The sequence below is a fragment of the Streptomyces sp. NRRL WC-3626 genome, from assembly GCF_000718785.1.
Taxonomy (GTDB): Bacteria; Actinomycetota; Actinomycetes; order Streptomycetales; family Streptomycetaceae; genus Streptomyces; species Streptomyces edwardsiae.
Genome location: NZ_JOCA01000024.1, coordinates 34,107 through 59,054, shown reverse-complemented (window position 1 = coordinate 59,054; position 24,948 = coordinate 34,107). Strand labels below are relative to the sequence as shown.

Annotated in this window: 25 protein-coding genes; 15 read left to right on the top strand and 10 right to left on the bottom strand. The window is 72.6% G+C overall.

What is annotated here, in order from left to right; all coding sequences use genetic code 11:
• The first annotated feature begins 173 nt into the window (after positions 1 to 173).
• The 8 genes from rhaI (at position 174) to IF28_RS0129555 (ending at position 10,126) form a co-directional block, all read left to right on the top strand.
• Positions 174 to 1,334, top strand: a complete 1,161-nt coding sequence (gene rhaI / locus IF28_RS0129590) for an L-rhamnose isomerase (protein WP_030226534.1) — start codon at positions 174 to 176, stop codon at positions 1,332 to 1,334.
• A 143-nt stretch (positions 1,335 to 1,477) separates the two neighbouring features.
• Positions 1,478 to 3,517 (top strand): bifunctional rhamnulose-1-phosphate aldolase/short-chain dehydrogenase, encoded by a 2,040-nt coding sequence (locus tag IF28_RS0129585; RefSeq protein WP_030226531.1) that lies wholly within the window; start codon positions 1,478 to 1,480, stop codon positions 3,515 to 3,517.
• Entirely contained in the window at positions 3,514 to 4,962 is a 1,449-nt protein-coding gene (locus tag IF28_RS0129580; protein WP_030226529.1) for a rhamnulokinase, read from the top strand. Before IF28_RS0129585 ends, IF28_RS0129580 begins: the two co-directional genes overlap by 4 nt.
• A 72-nt stretch (positions 4,963 to 5,034) precedes the next feature.
• Positions 5,035 to 5,790, top strand: coding sequence for a (Fe-S)-binding protein (locus IF28_RS0129575; protein ID WP_030226526.1), 756 nt, complete (start codon positions 5,035 to 5,037; stop codon positions 5,788 to 5,790).
• Positions 5,787 to 7,265: a LutB/LldF family L-lactate oxidation iron-sulfur protein gene (locus tag IF28_RS0129570; protein ID WP_030226524.1), complete on the top strand. Its 1,479-nt coding sequence runs from the start codon at positions 5,787 to 5,789 to the stop codon at positions 7,263 to 7,265. Before IF28_RS0129575 ends, IF28_RS0129570 begins: the two co-directional genes overlap by 4 nt.
• Positions 7,262 to 7,903: a LutC/YkgG family protein gene (locus IF28_RS0129565; protein WP_030226522.1), complete on the top strand. Its 642-nt coding sequence runs from the start codon at positions 7,262 to 7,264 to the stop codon at positions 7,901 to 7,903. The genes IF28_RS0129570 and IF28_RS0129565 overlap by 4 nt, the downstream gene beginning before the upstream one ends.
• A gap of 117 nt (positions 7,904 to 8,020) precedes the next feature.
• Complete coding sequence (locus IF28_RS0129560) at positions 8,021 to 8,812, top strand: ABC transporter ATP-binding protein (protein WP_037894272.1); 792 nt, start codon at positions 8,021 to 8,023, stop codon at positions 8,810 to 8,812.
• Between the two features lie 3 nt (positions 8,813 to 8,815).
• Positions 8,816 to 10,126, top strand: a complete 1,311-nt coding sequence (locus IF28_RS0129555; RefSeq protein WP_030226518.1) for an FtsX-like permease family protein — start codon at positions 8,816 to 8,818, stop codon at positions 10,124 to 10,126.
• Between the two features lie 43 nt (positions 10,127 to 10,169).
• On the opposite strand, the gene IF28_RS0129550 is transcribed toward IF28_RS0129555, so the two are convergent.
• The 6 genes from IF28_RS0129550 to IF28_RS0129525 all read right to left on the bottom strand — a co-directional run bounded on the left by IF28_RS0129550 (position 10,170) and on the right by IF28_RS0129525 (position 14,703).
• Positions 10,170 to 11,009: a patatin-like phospholipase family protein gene (locus tag IF28_RS0129550; RefSeq protein ID WP_037894270.1), complete on the bottom strand. Its 840-nt coding sequence runs from the start codon at positions 11,007 to 11,009 to the stop codon at positions 10,170 to 10,172.
• A gap of 139 nt (positions 11,010 to 11,148) precedes the next feature.
• Positions 11,149 to 11,508 (bottom strand): cupin domain-containing protein, encoded by a 360-nt coding sequence (locus IF28_RS0129545; RefSeq protein WP_030226516.1) that lies wholly within the window; start codon positions 11,506 to 11,508, stop codon positions 11,149 to 11,151.
• A 111-nt stretch (positions 11,509 to 11,619) separates the two neighbouring features.
• Positions 11,620 to 12,597, bottom strand: coding sequence for a pyridoxal-phosphate dependent enzyme (locus IF28_RS0129540; RefSeq protein ID WP_030226509.1), 978 nt, complete (start codon positions 12,595 to 12,597; stop codon positions 11,620 to 11,622).
• Complete coding sequence (locus IF28_RS0129535) at positions 12,594 to 13,274, bottom strand: helix-turn-helix transcriptional regulator (RefSeq protein WP_037894267.1); 681 nt, start codon at positions 13,272 to 13,274, stop codon at positions 12,594 to 12,596. The genes IF28_RS0129540 and IF28_RS0129535 overlap by 4 nt, the downstream gene beginning before the upstream one ends.
• Positions 13,275 to 13,318: 44 nt before the next feature.
• Complete coding sequence (locus IF28_RS0129530; RefSeq protein WP_030226505.1) at positions 13,319 to 13,930, bottom strand: sigma-70 family RNA polymerase sigma factor; 612 nt, start codon at positions 13,928 to 13,930, stop codon at positions 13,319 to 13,321.
• Positions 13,931 to 14,082: 152 nt separating this feature from the next.
• The gene (locus tag IF28_RS0129525; RefSeq protein WP_078621520.1) at positions 14,083 to 14,703 is read right to left on the bottom strand and encodes a hypothetical protein; all 621 of its coding nucleotides are present in this window, start codon (positions 14,701 to 14,703) and stop codon (positions 14,083 to 14,085) included.
• 261 nt (positions 14,704 to 14,964) lie between these two features.
• On the opposite strand from IF28_RS0129525, the gene IF28_RS0129520 reads away from it, so the two are divergent.
• From IF28_RS0129520 to IF28_RS0129505, 4 genes are all read left to right on the top strand, one after another.
• A complete protein-coding gene (locus IF28_RS0129520; RefSeq protein WP_030226499.1) occupies positions 14,965 to 15,792 on the top strand; it encodes a CPBP family intramembrane glutamic endopeptidase in 828 nt (275 codons plus the stop codon).
• The gene (locus IF28_RS0129515; protein WP_030226495.1) at positions 15,789 to 16,946 is read left to right on the top strand and encodes a sensor histidine kinase; all 1,158 of its coding nucleotides are present in this window, start codon (positions 15,789 to 15,791) and stop codon (positions 16,944 to 16,946) included. The genes IF28_RS0129520 and IF28_RS0129515 overlap by 4 nt, the downstream gene beginning before the upstream one ends.
• On the top strand, positions 16,943 to 17,605 hold the full coding sequence (locus tag IF28_RS0129510) for a response regulator (RefSeq protein WP_030226493.1): 663 nt from the start codon (positions 16,943 to 16,945) through the stop codon (positions 17,603 to 17,605). The genes IF28_RS0129515 and IF28_RS0129510 overlap by 4 nt, the downstream gene beginning before the upstream one ends.
• A gap of 64 nt (positions 17,606 to 17,669) precedes the next feature.
• Positions 17,670 to 18,023 (top strand): tetratricopeptide repeat protein, encoded by a 354-nt coding sequence (locus tag IF28_RS0129505; protein ID WP_030226489.1) that lies wholly within the window; start codon positions 17,670 to 17,672, stop codon positions 18,021 to 18,023.
• 48 nt (positions 18,024 to 18,071) lie between these two features.
• Here IF28_RS0129505 and IF28_RS0129500 read toward each other — a convergent pair whose 3' ends face one another.
• Complete coding sequence (locus IF28_RS0129500; RefSeq protein WP_030226487.1) at positions 18,072 to 19,478, bottom strand: PepSY-associated TM helix domain-containing protein; 1,407 nt, start codon at positions 19,476 to 19,478, stop codon at positions 18,072 to 18,074.
• Between the two features lie 127 nt (positions 19,479 to 19,605).
• On the opposite strand from IF28_RS0129500, the gene IF28_RS0129495 reads away from it, so the two are divergent.
• The gene (locus tag IF28_RS0129495; RefSeq protein WP_030226485.1) at positions 19,606 to 20,250 is read left to right on the top strand and encodes a peptide deformylase; all 645 of its coding nucleotides are present in this window, start codon (positions 19,606 to 19,608) and stop codon (positions 20,248 to 20,250) included.
• A gap of 109 nt (positions 20,251 to 20,359) precedes the next feature.
• Here the strand turns inward: IF28_RS0129495 and IF28_RS0129490 are convergent, their stop codons facing one another.
• The gene (locus IF28_RS0129490; RefSeq protein WP_030226482.1) at positions 20,360 to 21,805 is read right to left on the bottom strand and encodes a dihydrolipoyl dehydrogenase family protein; all 1,446 of its coding nucleotides are present in this window, start codon (positions 21,803 to 21,805) and stop codon (positions 20,360 to 20,362) included.
• 118 nt (positions 21,806 to 21,923) lie between these two features.
• Between IF28_RS0129490 and trxA the strand changes: the two genes are divergently transcribed.
• Positions 21,924 to 22,313, top strand: a complete 390-nt coding sequence (trxA, locus tag IF28_RS0129485) for a thioredoxin (protein ID WP_030226480.1) — start codon at positions 21,924 to 21,926, stop codon at positions 22,311 to 22,313.
• 131 nt (positions 22,314 to 22,444) lie between these two features.
• Here the strand turns inward: trxA and IF28_RS0129480 are convergent, their stop codons facing one another.
• Both IF28_RS0129480 and IF28_RS0129475 read right to left on the bottom strand, forming a co-directional pair.
• Positions 22,445 to 23,482: a LacI family DNA-binding transcriptional regulator gene (locus tag IF28_RS0129480; protein WP_030226478.1), complete on the bottom strand. Its 1,038-nt coding sequence runs from the start codon at positions 23,480 to 23,482 to the stop codon at positions 22,445 to 22,447.
• A 61-nt stretch (positions 23,483 to 23,543) separates the two neighbouring features.
• Complete coding sequence (locus tag IF28_RS0129475) at positions 23,544 to 24,206, bottom strand: TetR/AcrR family transcriptional regulator (RefSeq protein ID WP_037894264.1); 663 nt, start codon at positions 24,204 to 24,206, stop codon at positions 23,544 to 23,546.
• Between the two features lie 121 nt (positions 24,207 to 24,327).
• Here IF28_RS0129475 and IF28_RS0129470 point away from each other — a divergent pair, with 121 nt between their 5' ends.
• A complete protein-coding gene (locus IF28_RS0129470) occupies positions 24,328 to 24,888 on the top strand; it encodes an NAD(P)H-dependent oxidoreductase (RefSeq protein ID WP_030226471.1) in 561 nt (186 codons plus the stop codon).
• Positions 24,889 to 24,948: the final 60 nt, after the last annotated feature.

The following is a 24,948-nucleotide window of genomic DNA, read 5'->3' as shown; positions in this document are numbered from 1 at the left end:
TGTCACGTCAATGGGTCCCGGTCGAAAAACTTTCGACAGCTTCAGGTCTCGGCCTGATCACGAAGGACCGTCTGAGCCGGAGGGGTTGACACCCCTTCGGGAGACCCATAGCTTCCCGTTCTGAATCGTTTCACTCAGTGGTCGTTACGACCCGATGTCACAGGAGCCCTGACGTGACCGAGCTCGCCGCGGTGAAAGCCGCTCTCAAGACACAGGCCGTGGAGACGCCGTCCTGGGCGTACGGGAACTCGGGGACCCGGTTCAAGGTGTTCGCGCAACAGGGCGTCCCCCGCACCCCGCAGGAGAAGCTGGACGACGCCGCCCAGGTGCACGCGTTCACCGGTGTGGCGCCGACCGTGGCGCTGCACATCCCGTGGGACAGGGTCGAGGACTACGCGGCGCTGGCCAAGCACGCCGAGGACCGCGGGGTGCGGCTCGGGGCGATCAACTCCAACACCTTCCAGGACGACGACTACCGGCTCGGCAGCATCTGCGCCCCCGACGCGGCCGTGCGCCGCAAGGCCGTGGACCATCTGCTGGAGTGCGTCGACATCATGGACGCGACCGGCTCCAAGGACCTGAAGCTGTGGTTCGCCGACGGCACGAACTACCCCGGGCAGGACGACATCCGGGCCCGCCAGGACCGGCTCGCCGAGGGGCTCGCCGAGGTGTACGAGCGGCTCGGGGACGACCAGCGGATGCTGCTGGAGTACAAGCTCTTCGAGCCGGCGTTCTACACGACGGACGTCCCGGACTGGGGCACCGCCTACGCGCACTGCCTGAAGCTGGGCGGGAAGGCGCAGGTGGTCGTCGACACCGGTCACCACGCCCCGGGCACGAACATCGAGTTCATCGTGGCGACGCTGCTGCGGGAGAACAGGCTCGGCGCGTTCGACTTCAACTCGCGGTTCTACGCCGACGACGACCTGATGGTCGGCGCGGCCGACCCGTTCCAGCTGTTCCGGATCATGTACGAGGTGATCCGTGGGGGCGGGTTCACGCCCGAGGTGGCGTTCATGCTCGACCAGTGCCACAACATCGAGGCGAAGATCCCGGCGATCATCCGTTCCGTGATGAACGTCCAGGAGGCGACGGCCAAGGCTCTGCTCGTCGACCGGTCGGCGTTGGCCGATGCTCAGCGGGCGGGAGACGTACTCGAGGCCAATGCCGTGCTGATGGACGCGTACAACACGGACGTGCGTCCGCTGCTGCGTGAGGTGCGGGAGGAGATGGGGCTGGACCCCGAGCCCATGGCCGCCTACCGGCGGTCCGGATGGGCCGAGAGGATCGTGGCCGAGCGGGTCGGGGGTGAGCAGGCCGGCTGGGGCGCGTGAGCGTCTGCCGGGTTCTGTTCGTCGCGGGCTGCGCGTCGGTTGTGGTTGATCGCGCCCGCGCGGCGGCAGCCGCACATTCAACGCAGCCCCGCGCCCCTGAAGGGGCGCACCACTCCCCCTCTTTCGACAAGGACTGATCGTTCATGGCAACCAATCCCGAAGCTGTCGCCCTCCTCGCTCGGTCGCACCGGCTCGGTGCTGATCCCCGTAACACCAACTACGCCGGTGGCAACACCTCCGCCAAGGGGACCGAGACCGACCCCGTCACCGGGGGTGACGTGGAGTTGATGTGGGTCAAGGGGTCCGGCGGGGATCTCGGGACGCTCACCGAGGCGGGGCTGGCCGCGTTGCGGCTGGACCGGTTGCGGGCGCTCACCGACGTCTATCCGGGCGTCGAGCGCGAGGACGAGATGGTCGGCGCGTTCGACTACTGTCTGCACGGCAAGGGGGGTGCGGCGCCCTCGATCGACACCGCGATGCACGGACTCGTCGACGCCGCCCACGTGGACCACCTCCACCCCGACTCGGGGATCGCGCTCGCCTGCGCGGCCGACGGGGAGAAGCTGACCGCCGAGTGCTTCGGTGACACCGTGGTGTGGGTGCCGTGGCGGCGGCCCGGTTTCCAGCTCGGGCTCGACATCGCGGCCGTCAAGGAGGCCAACCCGCAGGCCATCGGCTGTGTGCTCGGCGGACACGGCATCACCGCCTGGGGTGACAGCTCCGAGGAGTGCGAGCGGAACTCGCTGCACATCATCCGCACCGCCGAGGAGTTCCTCGCCGAGCGTGGCCGGCCCGAGCCCTTCGGACCGGTGCTCGAGGGGTACGGGGCGCTGTCCGCGGCCGAGCGGCGGGAGCGGGCCGCGGCCCTGGCCCCGTATGTGCGGGCCGTCGCCTCGCAGGACCGGCCGCAGGTCGGGCACTTCGACGACTCCGGCGCCGTACTGGACTTCCTGGCCCGCGCCGAGCACCCGCGGCTGGCCGCGCTCGGCACCTCCTGCCCGGACCACTTCCTGCGCACCAAGGTCCGGCCGCTGGTCCTGGACCTGCCGCCGTCCGCCCCGCTCGACGAGGCGGTGGCCCGGCTGAAGGAACTGCACGCGGCCTACCGCGAGGAGTACGCCGCCTACTACGCGCGGCACGCGGAGCCCGGCTCCCCCGCGATGCGCGGCGCCGACCCGGCGATCGTGCTGGTGCCGGGTGTGGGCATGTTCAGCTTCGGCAAGGACAAGCAGACCGCGCGCGTGGCCGGCGAGTTCTACGTCAACGCGATCAATGTGATGCGCGGGGCCGAGGCCGTGTCGGCGTACGCGCCGATCGAGGAGTCGGAGAAGTTCCGCATCGAGTACTGGGCGCTGGAGGAGGCCAAGCTCCAGCGGATGCCGAGGCCCAAGCCGCTCGCCACCCGGGTCGCGCTGGTCACCGGCGCCGGCAGCGGGATCGGCAAGGCGATCGCCCGGCGGCTGGCGGCCGAGGGCGCGTGTGTCGTCGTGGCCGATCTGAACGGGGAGAACGCCGCGCAGGTCGCCGAGGAGCTGGGCGGCACCGACAGGGCCGTCGCCGTGACCGTCGACGTGACGTCGGAGGAGCAGATCGCCGACGCGTTCAAGGCCGCCGTGCTCGCCTTCGGCGGGGTCGACCTGGTGGTGAACAACGCCGGCATCTCGGTCTCCAAGCCGCTGCTGGAGACGACCGCGAAGGACTGGGACCTCCAGCACGACATCATGGCCCGCGGTTCCTTCCTCGTCTCGCGCGAGGCGGCCCGGGTGATGACCGCGCAGGAACTGGGCGGCGACATCGTCTACATCGCGTCGAAGAACGCCGTGTTCGCCGGTCCCAACAACATCGCCTACTCCGCGACCAAGGCCGACCAGGCCCACCAAGTGCGGCTGCTGGCAGCCGAGCTGGGTGAGCACGGCATCCGGGTCAACGGGGTCAACCCGGACGGTGTGGTACGCGGTTCCGGAATCTTCGCGGGCGGCTGGGGCGCCAGGCGCGCCGCCGTGTACGGGGTGCCGGAGGAGAAGCTGGGCGAGTTCTACGCCCAGCGGACGCTGCTGAAGCGCGAGGTGCTGCCCGAGCATGTGGCCAACGCCGTGTTCGCGCTGACCGGCGGCGACCTCACCCACACCACCGGCCTGCACATCCCGGTCGACGCCGGCGTCGCCGCCGCGTTCCTGCGATGAGCACCGCCGTGAAGTCGTACGCCGCGGTCGACCTCGGCGCGTCCAGCGGGCGCGTCATGGTCGGCCGCGTCGGCCCCGACAGCCTGGAACTGGCCGAGGCCCACCGCTTCCCCAACCGGCCGGTGCGCGTGCCGGAGGGGCTGCGCTGGGACGTCCTCGGGCTGTACGCCGGTGTCCTGGACGGGCTGAGGGCGGCCGGCCCGGTGGATTCCGTCGGTATCGACAGCTGGGCCGTGGACTACGGGCTGCTGGACGCGGACGGGGCGCTGCTCGGCAACCCCGTGCACTACCGCGACCGGCGTACCGACGGGATCGCGGAGAAGGTGTGGGCGACGCTCCCGGCCGGGGAGCTGTACGCGGCGACCGGTCTGCAGTACGCGCCGTTCAACACGCTGTACCAGTTGACGGCGGCCCGCGGCTCCGCCCAGCTCGCGGCGGCCAAACGCCTGTTGCTGATTCCGGATCTGCTGACGTACTGGCTCACCGGCCGGCAGGGCACGGAGCTGACCAATGCCTCGACCACCCAGCTGATCGACCCGGGCACCCGGGACTGGGCGTACGGGGTGGCAGAGCGGCTCGGTGTCGACCTGTCGCTGTTCGCGCCGCTGCGCAGGCCGGGCGACGCGGCCGGGATGCTGCGGCCCGAGGTGCTGGAGGAGACCGGGCTGACCGGGCCGGTCCCGGTGACGGCGGTCGGATCGCACGACACCGCGTCCGCGGTGGCCGCCGTTCCGGCGGGCCGTGAACGGTTCGCGTACATCTGCACCGGCACCTGGTCGCTGGCCGGCCTGGAGCTGGACGCGCCCGTGCTGACCGAGGAGAGCCGGGCCGCCAACTTCACCAACGAGCTGGGGCTGGACGGTACGGTCCGCTATCTGCGCAACATCATGGGTCTGTGGCTGCTCCAGGAGTGCGTACGGGCCTGGGGCGAGCCGGATCTGGGCGCGCTGCTGCTCGAGGCCGGCAAGGTGCCGGCGCTGCGGTCGGTGGTGGACGCCGGGGACGCGGCGTTCCTGGCGCCCGGGCGGATGCCGGAGCGCATCGCCGAGGCGTGCCGGGACTCGGGGCAGCCCGTGCCGGCCACCCGTGCGGAGATCACGCGCTGCATCCTCGACTCGCTCGCCCTCGCCCACCGCAAGGCCGTCGAGGACGCCCAGCGGCTGGCCGGCCAGCCGGTCGACGTGGTGCACATCGTGGGCGGGGGCACCCGCAACGCCCTGCTGTGCCAGCTGACCGCCGACGCCTGCGGGCTGCCGGTGGTGTCCGGACCGACGGAGGCGGCTGCGCTGGGCAATGTGCTGGTGCAGGCCCGTGCGCACGGACTGGCCGGCGATCTGGCCGGGATGCGGCGGCTGCTCACCCGTACGCAGCCGCTGACCCGGTACGAACCGCGCGGCGGTACGCGGCGATGGCAGGCGGCGCAGGCCCGGCTCGCCCGGGACTGACCGGGGTCTCCCCGTGACGCGCTCACCGGTCTACTCTTCATACAACCGATGATCAATGTGCAAGGAGCCGCGATGCGAGTCGCCCTGTTCCTGACCTGTGTCAACGACACGCTCTATCCGGACACCGGGCGCGCCGTGGTGAAACTCCTGACCAGACTGGGCGTCGACGTCGATTTCCCGATGGCACAGACCTGTTGCGGCCAGGCGCACTACAACACGGGCTATCGCCATGAGGCCGAGCCGCTCGCCCGGCACTTCTCCGATGTCTTCGGTGGTTACGAGGCGATCGTGACCCCGTCCGGGTCGTGCGGGGCGATGGTGCGGGAGCTGTATCCGCGGATGGGCGAGCGGGCCCGGGCGGAGGGGCGCGGGGACACGCTCGCGGCGACGCTGGCGCCGGTGGTGCCCAAGACGTACGAGCTCACGGAGTTCCTGGTGGACGTGCTGGGGGTGACGGACGTCGGGGCGTACTACCCGCACAGGGTGACCTATCACCCCACCTGTCACGGGCTGCGCGGTCTCGGGCTCGGTGAGCGGCCGCTGCGGCTGCTGCGGGCGGTGAAGGGGCTGGAGCTGGCCGAGCTGCCCGGGGCGGAGGAGTGCTGTGGCTTCGGCGGCACGTTCGCGCTGAAGAACTCCGACGTCTCGGCGGCGATGGGCACCGACAAGGTGCGCAACGCCGAGTCGACGGGCGCCGAGGTGCTGTGCGCGGCGGACAACTCGTGTCTGATGCACATCGGCGGAACGATGAGCAGGCTGCGCACCGGTATGCGGCCGGTGCACATCGCGGAGATCCTGGCGAGCACGGAGGAGGAGCCGGCCGTATGAGCGGGACGTTCGTCGGGATGCCGGCGTTTCCGGAGGCGGCGCGGGACGCCGTGCGCGACACCACGCTGCGCGGCAATCTGCGGCACGCCACGCACACCATCCGGGCCAAGCGTGCCAAGGCCGTCGCGGAGGTCTCCGACTGGGCCGAACTGCGCGAGGCCGGCAAGCGGATCAAGGATCACACGCTCCGTCATCTGGACCGGTATCTCAAGCAGTTGGAGGAGTCGGTGACGGCGGCGGGCGGCACCGTGCACTGGGCCGCCGACGCCGACGAGGCCAACCGGATCGTCACCCGCCTGGTGAAGGAGACCGGTGAGCCGGAGGTCGTCAAGGTCAAGTCGATGGCCACTCAGGAGATCGCCCTCAACGAGGCCCTGGAGGCGCGGGGCATCGCCGCCTACGAGACCGATCTCGCCGAACTGATCGTGCAGTTGGGCAAGGACCGGCCCTCGCACATCCTGGTGCCGGCGATCCACCGCAACCGCGGGGAGATCCGGGAGATCTTCAGCCGCGAGATGGGCGAGTGGGGCCGCCCCGCCCCCGAGGGCCTGACGGACACGCCCGCCGAACTCGCGGAGGCGGCCCGGCTGCATCTGCGGGAGAAGTTCCTGCGCGCCAAGGTCGGCATCTCCGGAGCCAACTTCATGGTGGCGGAGACCGGCACCCTGGTGGTGGTGGAGTCCGAGGGCAACGGGCGGATGTGCCTGACCCTGCCCGAGACGCTGATCTCGGTGGTCGGCATCGAGAAGATCGTGCCGACCTGGCAGGACCTGGAGGTGTTCCTGCAGACCCTGCCCCGCTCGTCGACCGCCGAGCGGATGAACCCGTACACCTCGACGTGGACCGGCACCACCGACGGGGACGGTCCGCGCACCTTCCATCTGGTGCTGCTGGACAACGGCCGCACCGACACGCTCGCCGACGAGGTGGGCCGGCAGGCGCTGCGCTGCATCCGCTGCTCGGCCTGCCTGAACGTGTGCCCGGTGTACGAGCGGGCCGGCGGCCACGCCTACGGCTCGGTCTACCCGGGCCCGATCGGCGCCATTCTCAGCCCTCAACTGCGGGGCACCGCCAGCGAGATCGACGCCTCGCTGCCGTACGCGTCCTCGCTGTGCGGGGCCTGCTACGAGGTGTGTCCGGTCGCCATCGACATCCCCGAGGTGCTGGTGCATCTGCGCGAGCGGGTGGCGCAGGGCGGGGAGGTGACCCGGGGCGGCAACAGGGTGGTGCTCAAGCCGGCCAAGGGGCATGCCGCCGAGCGTGCCGCGATGCGTGCCGCCCGCTGGGCGTTCGCGCGCCCCGGTGCCCTGCGCACCGGCCAGCGGCTCGCCTCGCGCACCCGTCGTCTGCATCCGCGCACCCTGCCGGGCCCCGGCCGGGCGTGGAGCGGCACCCGGGATCTTCCGCCGGTGCCGGCGGAGCCGTTCCGGGACTGGTGGCAGCGTACGCAGGGCGGGAAGGGAGCGGCGAAGTGAGCAGCAGGGAACGGATCCTGGGCCGGGTGCGGCGCGCCCTCGCCGACGTACCGGGCGACGACACCCCGTACGAGCGGGCGGTCTCCCGCGGCTATCTGCGCGAGCACGGTGAACGCACCGTCGGGGAGACGGTGGACCTTCTGGCGGAGAACCTGGCCGACTACCGGGCGATCGTGCACCGTACGGACGCGGCCGGACTGCCCGGTGTCGTCGCCGGGCTGCTCGCGGCGCGCGGTGCCTCGTCGGTGCTCGTGCCGCCCGGTCTCGACGAGGGCTGGCTCGCGGCGACGGAGGTGACACGGGTGCCGGACCGGGCGGAGAGCACCCCGGCGGAACTGGACCGGGTCGACAGTGTGCTGACCGCCTGCGCGGTGGCGGTCGCCGAGACCGGGACGATCGTCCTGGACGGCTCCCCCGACCAGGGCCGCCGCCGTATCACCCTCGTCCCCGACCATCACATCTGCGTCGTCCGCGTCCCCGGCCAGGTCGTCTCCTCCGTCCCGCAGGCGCTCGAACGCCTCGATCCGGTCCGCCCGTTGACCTGGATCTCCGGTCCGTCGGCGACCAGCGACATCGAACTCGACCGGGTGGAGGGCGTGCACGGGCCGCGCACGCTGGAGGTCGTGCTGGTGGAGTGAGCCCCTGCGAGGGGTGTCGCTGGGTACACCCCTGGAAACGGGTTCTGCGCCCAATGTGGTGCCGCCGTCTTCTCCGTAGCGTCTTGGGCATGGCACAGGGCGTGCCGGACGGAGGAGATGACGATGTTTCGCAGCGGCGCACGGCGTGACCACGACTCGGGCCCCGCCCCCGAGGCACTGCGCCTGGTGAAGGTCACCAAGTCCTACGGTACGGCGGACAGCGCCGTGACGGCGCTCGACGGGGTGACGCTGGGCCTGGCCAGGGGCACGTTCACGGCGGTGATGGGGCCGTCCGGCTCGGGCAAGTCGACGCTGCTGCAGTGCGCGGCGGGGCTGGACCGGCCGGACAGCGGGATCGTCCGGGTGGACGGCAAGGAGCTGACCGGTGGCGGCGAGGCGGAGCTGACGAAGTTCCGGCGCGGGCGGATCGGGTTCGTCTTCCAGCAGTACAACCTGCTCGAGACGCTGACCGTCGCGCAGAACACGGTGCTGCCGCTGAAGCTGGCCGGCCGGCGCGTGGACCGCCGGCGGGCGCGGGAGGTCCTCACCGCCGTCGGTCTGGGCGACCGGCTCCGGCACCGGCCCGGCCAGCTCTCCGGCGGTCAGCGCCAGCGGGTGGCGATCGCCCGTGCGCTGGTCACCGAACCGCGGGTGATCTTCGCGGACGAGCCGACGGGCGCCCTGGACACGCGCAGCGCGCGGGAGGTGCTGACGCTGCTCCAGCAGACGGTGCGGGTGCACGGGCGGACCGTGGTGATGGTGACGCACGACCCGGTCGCGGCCTCCTACGCCGACAGTGTGCTGTTCCTCGCCGACGGCCGGCTGGCCGGACGGATGGACGCGCCGACGGCGGACGCGGTGGCCGAGCGGCTGGCGCACCTGGGCGACGACATGACGGCGGGGGTGTGAGCCGTGTTCGTACTGGCTCTGCGGTCGATCCGGCAACGGCCCGGACGGTTCCTCGCGACGCTGCTGTCCGCCTTCCTCGGTACGGCGATCATCATGACGTTCAACTCGATGCACGACACGGCCGGGCAGCCGGGCGTGGACGCGGTGAGCTCCGACACCCTGGCCACGTCGGCCGGTGTGGTCGGCGGCTACGGCACGCTGCTGGTGTTCTTCGCCGTCGCCTCGACCCTGACGGTGAACGTGCGGCAGCGGGCGGCCGAGCTGGAGCTGCTGCGCTGCTCGGGGGCGACGCCGGCGCAGATCAAGCGGATGGTCGTGGGTGAGGCGGTGGCCGTGGCCCTGGTGGGCGCGGCGCTGGCGATCGGCCCGGCGATGCTGGGAGGGCGGGTGCTGCTGGAGATGTTCCAGGACGGCGGCCAGGTCGCGCGGTCGGTCGAGTACTCCTTCGGCCCGATCGCCCTGGCGTCCGGCGTGAGCATCACGCTCCTCGCGGCGGCGGGCGCCGCGTTCCTCGCCGTACGGCGGGTGACGCGACGCCGCAGGGAGCGCGCCGGGGCCCGGCGGTTCCTGGCCTACGGGGCACTGGCCGCCGGTGCCGCCGGGGTCTGCTCCACCTTCTTGTTCTCCGCGACGGACGAGATGCTGATGGCGCCGGCCGCCCAGGGGACGATCATGCTCTCGGTGGGGTTCGCCCTGCTGTCGCCGCGGCTGCTGAAGGGTCTGCTGGACCGGCTGGCGCTGAGCGGGGCGAGCGGGTGGCTGGCCGTGCGGAACCTGCGGCAGCGGGCCGCGGAGCTCGCCGGGATCCTGGTGTCGCTGATCATGTTCACGGCCGTTTCCACGGCGACGATCACCATGCAGGCGGTGGAGAGCGACGCCGTCGCGGCCTCGGGTCTGGTGAAGTCGGTCGACGCGAAGAACCTGGAGACGCTCAACCTCACGGTCGTCGGCATCGTCACCGTCTTCGTCTGCGTCATGCTGGTCAACTCCCTGTACGCGGCGACGACGTACCGCTCCCGGGAGTTCGGGCAGCAGCGCCTGGCGGGGGCCACTCCGGGGCAGGTGCTCGGCGTGGTGGGCGCCGAGGGCGCGATCCTCACGGTCGCGGGGGTGTTCTTCGGCACGCTGGCCGGGCTGGCCGGGGTCGTGCCGTTCACGGTGGTCCGCACGGACGGGGTGATCCCGGACCAGTTCCTGGGCACCTGGCTCGCCATGGCGGCGGTGGCGGCCGCGGTGACCCTCGGGACGAGCCTGTTCACGGCCCGGCGGGTGCTGCGTACTCCGGCGGTGCTGGCGGTGGTCCAGGTCGCCTGAGCTCCGGCCCGGTCCTCGGGGCGTCCGCCGCGGCGGGCGCCCCTCAGCCGTGCCAGACGGCTCCGATCTGCTCGACGTGCCCCGCCGCCTGACGCCGCCCCGCGCGGACCGCGCCCGGGATGCGGGAGGCGTCCAACGGGTTCCGGCCGAAGGCGCGCCGGGCCTCCCGGTCCGGTACCAGTACGGCGGCGCGGGCCCCGCCCGCCGTCAGTACGGCCCCCTGGCCGACCGCGCCGGGACTGGCGCCCGGGCCCTTGGGGACCGGGGCCAGGGCGACGACCCGCCGGCAGTCGCCCATCAGGTCGACGTTGGTGGTGGACCGGACGCCTCCGTCCATCCAGCGGCCCTCCCCCACGGTGATCGGCGGGAACAGGGGCGGCAGCGCGCAGGTGGCCGCCATGGCCCGCAGCAGCTCGATCCCGCTGTCGGCGCCGAAGCCGGTGGTCCGGCCGGTGAGCGCGTCGGTGGCGAAGAGCCGGACCGGCCGCTCGGGCCAGTCCTGGACCGGCAGCTGGGGCCGGATCGCGTCGAACACCTGGGCCTCCGACATGTGCCGCACGCTCAGCGCCAGTCTGCCCAGCCGTTTGACGACGGTCTCCGGGTCACGGGAACCGAGCGCGGCCCAGAGGTACTTGACCGTCATGCCGAGGGTGAAGTCCACGTCCATCATGGGCCGCTTCCGGTGGACCTGCTCCTCGAACAGCTCCCCGGGTGATGCTCCCTGGGCCAGGTCCAGTGCGAGCAGCGAGCCGGCCGAGGTGCCGGCCAGCACCTCGGCGCCGCTCAGGTCCAGACCCGCGTCCGCCAGCCCCGCGAGCATGCCGATCTCCCACGCGTACGCGGTCAGCCCGCCTCCGCCCAGCACCAGTGCCGTCTCGGACACACCGCCCCCTCCACCGGAACGGGGACCGATCCCCGTTTCACCCGACGACGCTAGCACGCAATCGGGGAGCGGTCCCCACTTGATGGCTGCGGGTATCTGCCGGCCTGGATCCGGGCTCCGGCCCGGGCGGCCGGGCCGGCTAGTCGGCCTTCGCGTATTCCTGGGCCATGCCGCCCGCGAAGTCGTAGAGGATCACCTGGTCGTCCCCGACGACCCACGCGTCGTGTCCCGGTGAGCAGACGAAGACGTCGCCGGGGCCGATCTCGCCCTCGGCGCCGTCGTCCATGCGGATGTGCATACGGCCCTGGACCACGTAGCCGTTGTGGTGGATCCGGCAGCTCTCCGTACCCGCGATCGGGCCGACGGACTCCGTCCAGCGCCATCCGGGTTCGAAGGTGGCCACGGCGAAGTCCAGTCCCGTCATGTGGACGGCTTCGACATGGCCCCTGGGGAAGTCACGTCGCTCGTCGGGCTTGTCCAGCATCTTGACCTCGAACATGCCCCTTCTCCCTTCCGGTCGGTCCGGAACGGCACCGGCCGGGGGCCGGGCCCCGTCACTTCATCGTCCGCCTGTCCACTCGGGGGCGCCATTCGGGTGAGGGAGGGCCTGTCAGGCGTCGGGGCCGCAGAGGCGCGCGAACCGTTCGGTGTCGATGTTGCCGCCGGAGAGGATCAGGCCGACGCGGGGCGGGAGGGGGCCCGTCCGGCCGGTGAGCAGCGCGGCGAGCGGGGTCGCCCCGCTCGGTTCGAGGACGATCTTCAGCCGTTCGAAGGCGAACCGCATCGCGTCCCTGATCTCGTCGTCCCCGACCAGCACGATGCCGTCCAGGAGCCGTCGGTTGAGGGAGAAGGTGAGCTCGCCGGGGGTGTGCAGCGCCTGGCCGTCGGCGATGGTGCGCGGGACGGGGATACTGACGCGCCGGCCCGCCTCCAGGGACCGCTTGGTGTCGTCGCCGGCCTCGGGTTCGACACCGATCACCCGGGTCGCGGGGTGCGTGCCCTTGACGGCGGTGGCGCTTCCGGCGATCAGTCCGCCGCCGCCGACCGGCGCGAGCAGCAGGTCCAGCTCCCCCGTCTCCTCGACGAGTTCGAGTGCGGCCGTGCCCTGTCCGGCGATGACGTGCGGGTGCTCGTAGGGCGGGACGAGGGTGAGGCCCCGCTCGGCGGCGAGGGCTTCGGCGAGGGCGACCCGGTCGCCGGTGTAGCGGTCGTAGGTGACGATCTCCGCGCCGTACGCCTCGGTGGCCGCCCGCTTGGAGGGCGGGGCGTCCTCGGGCATGACGATGACGGCGGTGGTGCCAAGTTCGCGGGCGGCGAGGGCGACGGCCTGGGCGTGGTTGCCGGAGGAGTAGGCGGCGATGCCCCGGGACAGCCGGCCGGGGGTGAGCCGGGCGGCCGCGTTGTAGGCGCCGCGGAACTTGAAGGCGCCCACGCGCTGGAAGTTCTCGCACTTCAGGTGGACCTCGGCGCCGACGAGCGCGTCCAGGGTGCGGGAGCGCAGCACGGGCGTGCGGTGTGCGACGCCCTTGAGGCGCTCGGCGGCGGAGCGGACGTCGTCGAGGGTGACCGGCGGGGTGGTGGTCGTCACGTGGTGCCTCCAGCGGGGGTCGGGTCGGCCGGCGTCCGGGACTGGGAGAGGTAGCTGTACGCGGAGGCGCGGGAGATGCCGAGCCGGCCGGCGACCTGCTCGACCGCGCGCCGTACGGCGAAGACACCGCGGGCGTCCAGGTCCCGGAACAGCCGCAGCCGTTCCTCCCGGTCGAGCCGGCCCCAGCCCCGGTGCCGCAGCGAACGGTGGTCGTCGAGGATGGCCTCGACCACGGCGTCGATGTCGTTGCCGAAGGTGGTCACCGGCGGTTCGGCCGGGCCGCCGCCGAGGCCCGCCAGCGCGCCGAGCAGGGTGTGTGCCTGCTCCACGGCGGTGGCGTCGACGTTGACACACAGGGCGCCGAACACCGCTCCCGTGGAATCCCGCAGCACCATCGTGGACGACTTCACGAGGGCGCCGGTGCCGGTGCGGGTGAGGTAGTTGAGCTCGTCGGCGGCCTCGTCGCCGCGGGCCAGCACCCGCATGCCGATCTCGCTCATCGCCCCGCCCACCGTCCGCCCGGTCACGGAGCCGGCCACGGCGACCACCGATCCCTCCGGGCGCCGGTAGTCGTGCAGCACCACCTCGCAGACCGGCCCGAACGTCGCCGCGATCCCGTCGACGACCGGCGTCAGCGCGGCGAGGATCGCCTCCCGTTCGGCGTCCCGCTCCTCCATGACCACACCTCCTGTCATCAGACTACACGTCCAGCTCTGGACTGTCAGTCCAGATTCGGATGTACGGCCGTACTCGCCTCCTCCGCGTCGGCGATGAGGGCGGCGAGCGTCGTCCGCGCGCGGGCCACGCGGGAGCGGACCGTACCGATCGGGCAGTCGCCGAGGGCCGCCGCCTCCGTGTACGGCAGTCCGAGCAGCTGCGTACGGACGAACGCCTCGCGCCGCTCCTCGGGCAGCCGGTCCAGCAGGTCCAGCAGCGCGATCCCGTCGTCGAATCCGGGCAGCCCGCGCGGCTGTGCCCGCTCCACGGTCAGCTGCCAGTCGGACACGTCGGCCGTACGGGGCCGTACGGACGTGTACCGGTGGCTGTCGGCGACCGCGCGGCGGGCTATGGCGAGCAGCCAGGTGCGGGCCGAGGAGCGGCCCTCGAACCGGTGCAGGCTGCCGAGGGCCCGCAGGAACGTGTCCTGGGCGAGGTCGTCCACCGCCTGCGGGTCGCCGCACAGACGGGCGACGTAGCGGATGACGTCACGGTGCAGGGCGCGGACGAAGTGGTCGACGGCGTCGGAGTCGCCGCCGCGCGCGGCGAGCGCCCAGGCGGTCGCCGGGTCGTCCTCGGGTCTCGCGGCAGGGGCGGGCGGGGCAGGAGTGATCACCTGATGTCCTTCGCGGGGTACCGGGGTCCGCGGGCATACGCGGTCCCGTCGTCGGGGTTACGGCCGCGGGCGGTACGAGGAGGTCAGGGGTACCGGCGCACGACCGGAGCCCGGGTCGCGCAGGGGCGGGCCCGGGGTGTCACCGGCTGCCGTCAGACGGCAGCGGCCCCGGCTGGCGGGCCGCGAGAGGTGATCGCGTGGACGAGGAGGAGCAGCCGCGGCGCCCGGTCCGAGCGGCGGCGCCGGCGGACGCGGACGGACGGGCGGGCCTGCGGTACCGGCGCGAGGAACAGCCTCCGCAGGGAGGCGGCGAGCCGGCCGCCGACGGCCCGGAGGACCCGGAACACGGCCCGCTCCCCGTACCCGAGCCACAGACCGCACAGCATCGCGGCCAGCAGGTGGGCGGCGAGCATGCCGAGGGAGGAGTGGCCGGCGGACGCCATGTGCGTGTCCGCGCCCGTGTGCAGGGGCATGGTGTGCGTGCCGTGCGGCATCGCGCTCATGTCCATGTCGTGGGCGGCGGGGCTCGCGAGGGAGAAGGCCGTGTGCAGCACCGTCTGGGCGACCACGGCCACGGTGGTGATCAGCGGGAGTCCGCGCTCACGCCCCGCGAGGGTCCAGCCGGCGGCGCCGACGGCGGCCCAGCCCGCGGCCAGGGTCCAGAGGGGGACATGGTCGCCGGACATCATGACGTGCCCGAGAGCCGCGAGCACCACGCAGACGGCCGCGAACACCGCGGCCCGTCCCGTGCGAGCAACCCACCCAGCAGTCATGGCCCCTCATCGTCGCATCCGGGCCCCAAGCGGTCACCCGTGGATACGGCTCCTCCCGCACAGGCAACTCATTCCCCGGCGTGTGACCCGGAACACGCTTGCGGCCGGGCGAAGTTGGCGGGGTGAGCCGTGGGCCGGGAGTTGTCCCCCGAGCGAGCTACGGGCAAGTGTCCACCGGGCGGTGACGATTCCCGGCCGCCGGATCCGTAGCGTCCGGTGCGACACGCGGCGACCGGCCGCGGATGCGACGAAGGAGTCCCGATGAGAGTGGTCTGGCAGATCCTTGCCGTGGTGGCGATCTCCGCCATAGGCGGACGGAGCGTACAGGCGGTACAGGACAAGCCGTGGCTGTCGCTCGTCCTCGGGGCGCTGACCACCGTGCTGGCGGTGCTGGTCTACCGGTGGGTGGTGGCGCGCACCGAGCACCGGCCGGTCACCGAGCTGGACCCGAAGGGTGCCGTGCCGGCGCTGGGCCGGGGGACGCTGATCGGCGTGGTGATGTTCGGCATGGTGGTCACCAATCTCGCCACGTCCGGCGAGTACGAGGTGCACGGCCTGGGTTCGCCGACCGGGGCCGTCGGGCTGCTCGGGTTCATGGCGGCCGCCGCCGTCACCGAGGAACTGCTGTTCCGTGGTGTCCTGTTCCGGCTGGTCGAGGAGTACCTGGGCACCTGGATCGCGCTCGCCCTGACCGCGCTGCTGTTCGGCGCGGCGCATCTGCCCAACCCGGACGCCACGGTGTGGGGTGCCTTCGCCATCGCGGTCGAGGCCGGCGGCATGCTCGCCGCCGCGTATGTCGCCACCCGTAATCTGTGGGTGCCGATCGGTGTGCACTTCGGCTGGAACTTCGCCGCGGGCGGCATCTTCAGCACCGTCGTCTCCGGCAACGACACCCAGCAGGGGCTGCTGGACTCCACGACCTCGGGCAACGAGTGGCTCACCGGCGGCGACTTCGGGCCCGAGGGAAGCGTGTACTCGGTGCTGTTCGGTGTGCTGCTGACGCTGGCGTTCCTCTGGCTGGCCCACCGTCGCGGCAACCTGGTGCCCCGCCGCCGTCGCTCCGGCACCACCGCTACACTGCCCCGGTGATCGTTCCTCACCGGGTCCGGGAACTGTGGCACCGGTTGGACGTGTCCGTCAGGGACCTGCCGCTCGGGCTGTTCGTCCTGTCGGTGTCGCTGCCGCCGGCCTTCCAGAACCACGGAACGCTTGTCGGTGGCGTCCCCCTGAGGCCCTTCGACACGCTCGCCGTCGTCGCGGTGGCCCTTCAGGCACTGCCGCTCGCCGTGCGCCGGCGCTGGCCGCTCGTCTGTCTCGCCCTGGTGACTGCCGGGTTCGCCCTCGACCAGCTGCGTGGCTACCACTCCCCCGCGGGCACCGCGCTGCCGGTCGCGCTGCTCAGCGTCGGCGCCTATCTGGAGCACTACCGGCGCACCACCATCGCCGTCTGCACCGTCGCCTACCTGGCGCTGATCGTCGGCTTCCACCGGCTCGGCCCGGGTGAGCCGGCCAGCGAGTTCGTGACGTTCTATCTGGCGGTGGCGCTGGCGTGGGGCATCGGGGCGTGGCTGCGCTCCACCCGGGTCGCCGAGGCCGAGCGCAGGCACCGGGTCGCCGAGGAGACCCGCACCACCGAACGCGCTCGTATCGCACGGGAGTTGCACGATGTGGTGACGCATCATGTGACGGCGATGGTGGTACAGGCCGAGGCGGCCCGCTATCTGACCGCCGCGCCCGACCGGCTTGACCAGACGCTGACCGCAGTGACCGACACCGGCCGGCGGGCCATCACCGATCTGCGGCATCTGCTGGACCTGCTGCAGCCGGACCACGGTCCCGAGGCGAGGACACCGCCCGTCGGCCGGCTCCTCCCGCTCGTGGAGCAGACCCGGCGGGCCGGGCAGCCGGTGAAGTTCACCGAGGAGGGCACACCGGCGCCGTCGACCGGCAGCGCCGACCTCGTCGCCTACCGGGTCGTGCAGGAGGCGCTGACCAACGCCCTCAAGTACGCGCACGGCGGCGCCACCCGGGTCGACGTACGGCACAGCGAACGGCAGATCACCGTGGAGGTCGGCACCGACGGCTCCGGCACACCGGTGACCTCCTCCCCCGGCGGGAGCGGCCGGGGCCTGGCCGGGCTGCGGGAGCGGGTCGACGTGCTGGGCGGGGACTTCAGCGCGGGCCCACAACCGGACGGCGGCTTCGTCGTACGGGCCCGCATACCGACCGGGAGCACGGCATGACCGCGCCGATCCGGGTCCTGGTCTGCGACGACCAGATGCTGATCCGCACCGGGCTGGTGACCATCATCGGCGCCCAGCCCGACCTGGAGGTGGCCGGCGAGTGCGGCGACGGGCAGTCCGCCGTCGACCTCGCCGGCCGGCTCCGCCCCGACGTCGTGGTGATGGACGTACGCATGCCGGTGCTCGACGGCATCGAGGCCACCCGGCTGCTGGCCGGCGCCGGGGTGCCGCATCCGGTGAAGGTGCTCGTGGTCACGACGTTCAATCTGGACGAGTACGTCTACGAGGCGCTGCGCGCGGGCGCCAGCGGATTCCTGCTCAAGGACGCGCCGCCGGACCGGCTGCTGCACGGCATCCGGACGGTCGCCAACGGCGCGGCGCTGCTCGACCCCGAGGTGACCCGGCAGCTCGTGGGCCGGTACGCCGCCCGGATCCGCCCCACCGACCGCGGGGCACCTCGGGACATCCCGCTGACCCCCCGCGAGCTGGAGGTGCTGCGGCTCATCGCGGACGGCCGGTCCAACAGCGAGATCGCCGCGACTCTCCTGATCAGCCAGGAGACCGTGAAGACCTTCGTCTCCCGCATCCTGACCAAACTCGGGCTGCGCGACCGCGTCCAGGCGGTCGTCTACGCCTACCGGCAGGGCCTGGCCACCTGACCCCGGCGGGCGTGTGGAATACCGGACCGTCCGGAGCCGTTGTCGGGCGCGAAGGAGGTCACCGGTGGAGACCATGTACTACGACCACGGAACGCCGGCCGAGCGCTGGGAGCGCGCCGGCATGTTCTTCGACGCCAAGGACTACGCCGCCGCCGCGCGCGTTCTCGGTGGGCTGGTCGAGGAGGTGCCGGAGCAGACGGGGCCGCGGCTGCTGCTGGCGCGCTCCTACTACCACTCGGCGCAACTGCGGCGCGCGGAGGCGGAGTTGAGGGTCATCGTGGAGCGTGACCCGGTGGAGCACTACGCGCGGCTGATGCTGGGGCGCACCCTGCAGCGGCAGGGGCGGGACGACGAGGCCCGGCCGCATCTGCGGCTCGCCGCCGCGCTCGGCGGCGAGTTCGGGCCCGACGAGGACTGACGACGGGCCGGTGCCCGGTTCCCCGTGACGGGAGCCGGGCACCGTGCGTCAGCGCGCGGCCGGGTCGCCGCCGTACGTGCGCCGTCCCCGGCGGTGGGCCACCTCGCCGAGCACGATGTCGACGGCGAGGAACGCCGCGAGGGGGATGCCGAGCAGCGGCACGAAGTAGCCGAGCACGGCGATCACCGCCAGCAGCGGGACGAGAACGTACGGCGGTACCTGCTGCCAGGCCCCGCGCGGGATCGGCCGGCCGAAGGCGGAGCCGCGGCCCCGCTGCCACCACATGCGGTAGCCCCACAGGATCAGCAGGATCAGGGTGAACGCCAGGGCCATCAGGGCGATCTGGTTCACCAGGCCGAACAGATTGCCGGTGTGCAGGTCGATGCCCCAGCGGGTGAGTTTCGCCAGCACCGGATGGTCGTCGAACCGCAGGACGTCGGTGACCTCGCCGGAGGCCGGGTCGACGGCGACCGAGTCCTGCTTCGTGGGCCAGCTGCGCTGGATCTGCTGCACGACGTACGCGGACTTCTCGTCGGCGGGCGGCACGATCTCCACCGGGTCGTCCAGGCCCTCGGCGCGCGCCGCCGCGAGCACCTTGTCCAGACCCACCCCGTGCGCCGCGTCACCCGTCGTGCCGCCGGCCGCGTCGTGGCCCGCGTGTTCGCCGGCCGCGGCGGACACCGAGGGGGTCTCCTGGCCCAGGGAGGTGCGCAGTTCGCCGATGTTCGCGCCGGCGTAGGTGGACCAGGTCAGACCGGTCGCCGAGAGGAAGATGAAACCGGCAGCCGCCCAGACGCCCACACCGCCGTGCAGCGCCAGGGTGCGGCGCCGGCCGCTGGTGCCGCGTATCCTGCGCAGGGCCCGGCGGCGGGAGAACCACAGCACCAGTCCGCCGCCGGCGATCACCCACAGCCAGCTGGCCGCGAACTCGCTGTAGAGACGGCCCGTTTCACCGAGGTGCAGATCGCGGTGGAACTCGTCGATCCAGGTGCGCAGGGGCAGCGCGCCCGAGGAGCCGTACTGTTCCAGCTCGCCGCGCACCTTCGCGGTGTACGGGTCGACGAACACGGCCAGGGTGTGGCCGGGGTCCACACCCGGTGTGCCGGACAGCATCACCCTCGTGGTGGCGTCCGCCCCGGGTGAGGGACGTACGGCGGCGATGGTGCCCTCGGGATGGGCCTCGCGGGCGGCCGCCACCTGCTCGGAGATCGGCAGCTTGCGGTCGCCGACGGGGACGGTCAGCTCATGGTCGTAGACGATCTTCTCGGCCTGGAAGGAGGCGGCGTACAGCAGTCCGGTGAGGGCGGCGACGAGGAGGAACGGCGCGACCAGCACTCCCGCGTAGAAGTGCAGACGCAGGACGAGGGGGCGCAGGCCGGCCCGGACGCTCTTCGCGGGTGCGGGGTCGGGGGGTTGCGGGGCCTCGTCCGTGCTGGTCGAGGGAGCGGTGGTCATCGGAGGGGTTCTCCCGGGGACGTATGGGGGCGGGGTGGTGGTGCAGTAGTCGGGGTGGCGGGCGGCCGAGTTCCCGGGAGGTGTGCGTGACCTGCGCCACATGTGAACGGCGTGCGATCCTGACGGCATGGGAACTCCTGACGATCGCGCGCCCTTGGCCGAGCGGGTCGAGCAACTGCTCGCCGTGGAGGGGCCGTTGCCCATCGTCGCGGCCGGGGATCCGGTGCTGCGCGCGGGAACCGAGCCGTACGACGGGCAGTTGGGGCCCGAGCTGCTGGCCCGGTTCGTCGCGGCGCTGCGGGTCACCATGCGGGCGGCGCCGGGGGTCGGGCTGGCCGCGCCTCAGGTGGGGATCGGGCTGCGGATCGCGGTGATCGAGGACCCGGCGCCGGTGCCGGAGGAGGTCCGTCTCGCGCGGGGGCGGGTGCCGCAGCCGTTCCGGGTGCTGGTCAATCCGGCGTACGAGGCGGTGGGGGCGGCGCGGGCGGGGTTCTTCGAGGGGTGTCTGAGTGTGCCGGGGTATCAGGCGGTGGTGGCTCGGGCCGTGTCGGTGCGGGTGACGGGGCGGGACGAGGGCGGGCGGGCGGTGGACGAGGTGTTCGGGGGGTGGCCGGCGCGGATCGTGCAGCACGAGGTCGATCATCTGGACGGGACGTTGTATCTCGACCGGGCGGAGGTCCGGTCGTTGTCGTCCAACGCGGCGGTGGTGGAGCGGTGGGGGCAGGCTACGGCGGAGGAAGCGGCGCGGGGGCTGGGGTTCTCGTTGCCGTGAGGGGGCCGCGGCGGGGGTGACCCCAAGGATCTCTCGCCCCCGCCGCCCCTTCCCGTTCCCGGGGGCGCTGCCCCCGGACCCCCGCCCTCTCAGGCGCCGGAGAGGCTGATCATGCGTCCCTGTATGCCTCCAGCAGGCGCAGCCAGACTTCGCCGATCGTCGGGTAGGACGGGACCGCGTGCCACAGGCGGGAGATCGGGACCTGGGCGGTGACGGCGATCGTCGCGGCGTGGATGAGTTCGCCGACGCCGGGGCCTACGAGAGTGAGGCCGCGGATCGTCTCGTTCTCCAGGTCGACGACCATGCGCGCGTGGCCCTTGTAGCCGTCGGCGTACAGGGACGCGCCCGCCACCGAGGACAGGTCGACGTCCACCGCGCGGACCCGGTGGCCCGCCTGTTCCGCCTCGGCCAGGGAGAGGCCGACGGAGGCCGCCTCCGGGTCGGTGAAGACGACCTGGGGGACGGCGGCGTGGTCGGCGGTGGCGGCGTGCGCGCCCCAGTCCTCCGTTTGTACGGACCCCCCGGCGGCCCGGGTGACGATGGCGGCGCCCGCGATACGGGCCTGGTACTTGCCCTGGTGGGTGAGGAGCGCACGGTGATTGACGTCGCCGACGGCGTACAGCCAGTCCTGACCGGTGACCCGGAGGCTGTCGTCCACGGAGAGCCAGGAGCCGGGCTCCAGGCCGATCGTCTCCAGGCCGATGCCGGCGGTGCGCGGGACCCGGCCGGTGGCGAACAGGATCTCGTCCGCCTCGATCCGCTCACCGCCGTCGGTGACGACGAGCAAGGTGCCGTTCTCCCTGGTCACGGACGACACGGAGGTGCCGGTGCGGATCTGTGCGCCGGCCTCGGTGAGGGCCTCGGATACCAGTTCCCCGGCGAACGGCTCCATGCGGTTGAGGAGGCTCTTGCCGCGGACGAGGACGGTGACCTGTGAGCCGAGCGCCTGCCAGGCGCAGGCCATCTCCGTGGCGACGACACCGCCGCCGACCACGACCAGCCGGCCGGGCACGTTCTGGGCGCTGGTGGCCTCCCTGCTGGTCCAGGGCCGGACGTCGGCCAGTCCGGGCAGGTCGGGCAGCCGGGCGTCACTGCCGGTGCAGATGGCGACGGCGTGCCGGGCGGTGAGGACCCGGCTGCCCCCGTCGGCGTCCGTGACCGTGACCGTACGCGGGCCGGTGAGCCGTCCGTGACCGCGGTACAGGTCGGCTCCGGTGCCCTCCAGCCACTGGACCTGGCCGTCGTCCTTCCAGTCGGAGGTGAAGGAGTTCCGGCGGGCGAGGACGGCGGCGGCGTCCAGGGGGCCCTGGACGGACTCGCTCAGGCCGGGGAGACGCCGGGCGTCGGCCTGGGCGAGGACAGGGCGCAGCAGGGCCTTGCTGGGCATGCACGCCCAGTACGAGCACTCGCCGCCGACCAGCTCGCTCTCCACGACCGCGGTGGTGAGCCCGGCGGCGCGGGTGCGGTCCGCGACGTTCTCGCCCACGGGCCCGGCGCCGAGCACCACGACGTCGTAGGCGGTTGATTCCAGTTGCGTAGATCGCGTTTCCGTCATGGCGTCAGTCTGGTGGGTGGTGTGCTCTGTGGCCACATGGGTAGGGGCGCGGAATACGTGACCGGCCGGCCGTGTTGTGCCGACGGCCCGACCCGACACCAGGAAGAGGGAACACGCGATGAGCAGCACCGTGGAGCTCACCAAGGAGAACTTCGACCAGACGGTCACGGACAACGAGTTCGTACTGATCGACTTCTGGGCGGCCTGGTGCGGTCCGTGCCGTCAGTTCGCGCCGGTGTACGAGAAGGCGGCTGAGGAGAACCCGGATCTGGTCTTCGGCAAGGTGGACACCGAGGCGCAGCCGGAGCTGGCGGCGGCGTTCGGTATCCAGTCGATTCCCACGCTGATGATCGTGCGGGATCAGGTTGCCGTGTTCGCCCAGCCGGGTGCGCTGCCCGCTGCCGCGTTGACGGATGTCATCGGGCAGGCGCGGAAGCTGGACATGGACGATGTCCGCAAGCAGATCGCCGAGCAGCAGGTGCAGCAGGGGGAGGCGCCGGGCGCCTGAGACGGCCTCGGCGGCGCGGGGGGGGTGGGTTCGCCCCCGCCATGCCTTTCCCGTCCCCGTCCCGGACCCGGGGGCTCCGCCCCCCGGACCCCCTTCGCGCGGTTCCCCGCGCCCGCGCGAGCGCCCTTCGGTCAGCTCGACTCGCGTCGGACCACCGACGCGCCCAGTACCTTGTGGGCCTCGGGGGCCGCTGCCGGGTCGCGTACCGCTCGGTCCACCAGTTCGGCGAGTTCTCGGCCGGGCGGCAGTTCCAGGTGGACCGTGGTCAGGCGGGGGCGCAGGAGGCGGCCCAGCATGAGGTTGTCGGCGCCGATCACGGCGGTGTCCTCGGGGATGCGGATGCCCGCGTCCTGGAGCGCGCGCATCAGCAGCATCGCGTACTCGTCGTTGTAGGTGAACACGGCGTCGAGGCCGAGATCGGGCCAGCGGGCGGCCAGCCGGGCGGCGGCGCCCTCGTCGTGGGCGAGGGGCAGTTCGGTGACGGTGGCGTCCGTGCCGCGCAGGGCGGCGCGCACCCCGGCCAGGCGGGGCGCGGAGAACGCCTCGAGGCCGGGTTCCCGGGGGACGATCACGCCGATCCGGCGGCTGCCCCGGTCGAAGAGGTGGGCGCCCGCGCTGTGGCCGACGACGTCGTGGTCCATGAGCAGGGCGTGCGCGCCCTCGACGGGCTCGGGGCCGAGGGTGACGACGGCCCGCGCCCCGGAGCGTTTGAGCACCTCGACACCGCGCGGGCCGAGTCCGGACCCGGGGACCAGGACCGCGACGGGCCGCAGCTCCGCCCAGGCGAGGGCCGCCTCGTCGTCGTGCAGGCGGACGGTGCCGTACTGCACGACCGTGTAGTCGAGGCGGGCGAGGGAGCTCTGGAGATCGTTGATGAACTGGCTGTAGAGCGGTCCGACGGGGAAGGCGGGCGCGGGCATCAGGACCGTACGGCTGTGCCCCGCGCGCAGGCTGCGGGCGGCCGCGTGCGGCACATAGCCGAGTTCCCTCGCGGCCTCGCGGACCCGGCGACGGGTGGGCTCGCTGATCCGGACGGCACCGGCGTTGTTCAGGACGTAGGAGACGGTCGCGCGCGAGACGCCGGCCAGGCGGGCCACATCGGCGCTCGTGGGTACGGAGCGCGTCGGTGCGGGGGACGCGGGCGCGGGCGTGTTCGGTATCTGCACCATGACGTACGGCATCCTTGCAGAAGCCGTAACGGGACGTTCAGGCGGGGGAGTTGATACCCCGTCAGCGGACGGGCGCCGGGGCCGTCACCCGGTCCACCAAATCCAGCCAGGCGGCCTCCAGCCGCTCCAGGGGCATACCGCACTGACGTATCAGGTGGTGGATCAGGGCGGGGTCGAGCTGGGCCATCAGCGGGTGGGCGAGGACCTCGCAGTCCGCGTCCGGGACCGCCTCGCGCAGCAGCAGGGTCACATGGTGGCGCAGGACGCGGCGGGGCGGGCTGGTGAAGCGGCGGCCTGCTTCCGGTTCGGCCGCCAGCTGCAGTTCCAGCTCGTCGGCGGTGCGGCGGAGCATCGCGAGGCCGAAGGCGCGCAGCCGCTCGGCCGGAGGCGCTCCCGGGCCGAGCGGCGGGGGGCCGGAGAGGAAGGCGGCCTGGAACTTCTTCTCGGAGTGGTCGAGCAGGGCCGTCAGCAGGCCGGTGCGGTCGCCGAAGCGGCGGAACACCGTCCCCTTGCCGACGCGGGCGGCCGCCGCGACCTCCTCCATGGTGACGCCGTCCGGCCCGCGCTCGGCCACGAGCAGTGCGGCGGCCTCCAGCAGCCTGGCCCGGTTGCGGGCGGCGTCGGCGCGCAGACAGGGCTCGTCGGGGTCCGTACCGAGCTGCGGCAACTCCAGCGGCTGTACGGGGTCCTGGGGTGCCGGTGCGGGCGGCGGCGCGGCGGACATGAACCCAGCGTAAAGCATCGGGAAGAAACTGGACCGCGGTCCGGTTGAAGTGCTACAACCGAGAAGCGGACCCCGGTCCGGATTGTTTCGGCAGTATTTCAGCCCCCCATGGAGATTCGTCATGTCTGTTCGCATCCTCGCCCTCGTCGGCAGCCTTCGCGCCGGCTCGCACAACCGTCAGCTCGCCGAGGCCGCGGTGAAGCTCGCTCCCGAGGGCGCCGATGTCGCGCTCTACGAGGGGCTCTCGGAGATCCCCTTCTACAACGAGGACATCGACGTCGAGGGCGGCGTCCCGGCCGCCGCGGCCAAGCTGCGCGAGGCGGCCGCGGGCGCGGACGCGCTGCTGCTCTTCACGCCCGAGTACAACGGCACGATGCCGGCCGTGCTGAAGAACGCGATCGACTGGCTGTCGCGGCCCTACGGTGCCGGGGCGATCAGCGGTATGCCGGTCGTCGTGATCGGTACCGCGTTCGGGCAGTACGGCGGGGTGTGGGCGCACGACGACGCGCGCAAGTCGGTGGGGATCGCGGGGGGCAAGGTGATCGAGGACATCAAGCTGTCGATTCCGGGGTCCGTGACGCGGTTCGCTCAGACGCACCCCTCGGACGACGGCGAGGTCGCCGAGCAACTGACGGAGGTCATCGACCGCCTCCGTGGCGTGGCGGGCGAGCAGGCGGCCTGACGCAAGCGTGAGGAGCCGGAGGGGCTGAATCAGCCCCTCCGGCGTTCGAGGAGCGAGGGT

Bases quoted from the DNA above. Each gene is read 5' to 3' on its own strand.
- IF28_RS0129570 (WP_030226524.1), top strand. From the start codon at position 5,787: ATGAGCGGGACGTTCGTCGGGATGCCGGCGTTTCCGGAGGCGGCGCGG.
- IF28_RS0129585 (WP_030226531.1), top strand. From the start codon at position 1,478: ATGGCAACCAATCCCGAAGCTGTCGCCCTCCTCGCTCGGTCGCACCGG.
- IF28_RS0129500 (WP_030226487.1), bottom strand. From the start codon at position 19,478: ATGACCACCGCTCCCTCGACCAGCACGGACGAGGCCCCGCAACCCCCC.
- trxA (WP_030226480.1), top strand. From the start codon at position 21,924: ATGAGCAGCACCGTGGAGCTCACCAAGGAGAACTTCGACCAGACGGTC.
- IF28_RS0129480 (WP_030226478.1), bottom strand. From the start codon at position 23,482: ATGGTGCAGATACCGAACACGCCCGCGCCCGCGTCCCCCGCACCGACG.
- IF28_RS0129495 (WP_030226485.1), top strand. From the start codon at position 19,606: ATGGGAACTCCTGACGATCGCGCGCCCTTGGCCGAGCGGGTCGAGCAA.
- IF28_RS0129580 (WP_030226529.1), top strand. From the start codon at position 3,514: ATGAGCACCGCCGTGAAGTCGTACGCCGCGGTCGACCTCGGCGCGTCC.
- IF28_RS0129520 (WP_030226499.1), top strand. From the start codon at position 14,965: ATGAGAGTGGTCTGGCAGATCCTTGCCGTGGTGGCGATCTCCGCCATA.
- IF28_RS0129560 (WP_037894272.1), top strand. From the start codon at position 8,021: ATGACGATGTTTCGCAGCGGCGCACGGCGTGACCACGACTCGGGCCCC.
- IF28_RS0129470 (WP_030226471.1), top strand. From the start codon at position 24,328: ATGTCTGTTCGCATCCTCGCCCTCGTCGGCAGCCTTCGCGCCGGCTCG.
- IF28_RS0129475 (WP_037894264.1), bottom strand. From the start codon at position 24,206: ATGTCCGCCGCGCCGCCGCCCGCACCGGCACCCCAGGACCCCGTACAG.
- IF28_RS0129525 (WP_078621520.1), bottom strand. From the start codon at position 14,703: ATGACTGCTGGGTGGGTTGCTCGCACGGGACGGGCCGCGGTGTTCGCG.
- IF28_RS0129545 (WP_030226516.1), bottom strand. From the start codon at position 11,508: ATGTTCGAGGTCAAGATGCTGGACAAGCCCGACGAGCGACGTGACTTC.
- IF28_RS0129510 (WP_030226493.1), top strand. From the start codon at position 16,943: ATGACCGCGCCGATCCGGGTCCTGGTCTGCGACGACCAGATGCTGATC.
- IF28_RS0129575 (WP_030226526.1), top strand. From the start codon at position 5,035: ATGCGAGTCGCCCTGTTCCTGACCTGTGTCAACGACACGCTCTATCCG.
- IF28_RS0129490 (WP_030226482.1), bottom strand. From the start codon at position 21,805: ATGACGGAAACGCGATCTACGCAACTGGAATCAACCGCCTACGACGTC.
- IF28_RS0129535 (WP_037894267.1), bottom strand. From the start codon at position 13,274: ATGGAGGAGCGGGACGCCGAACGGGAGGCGATCCTCGCCGCGCTGACG.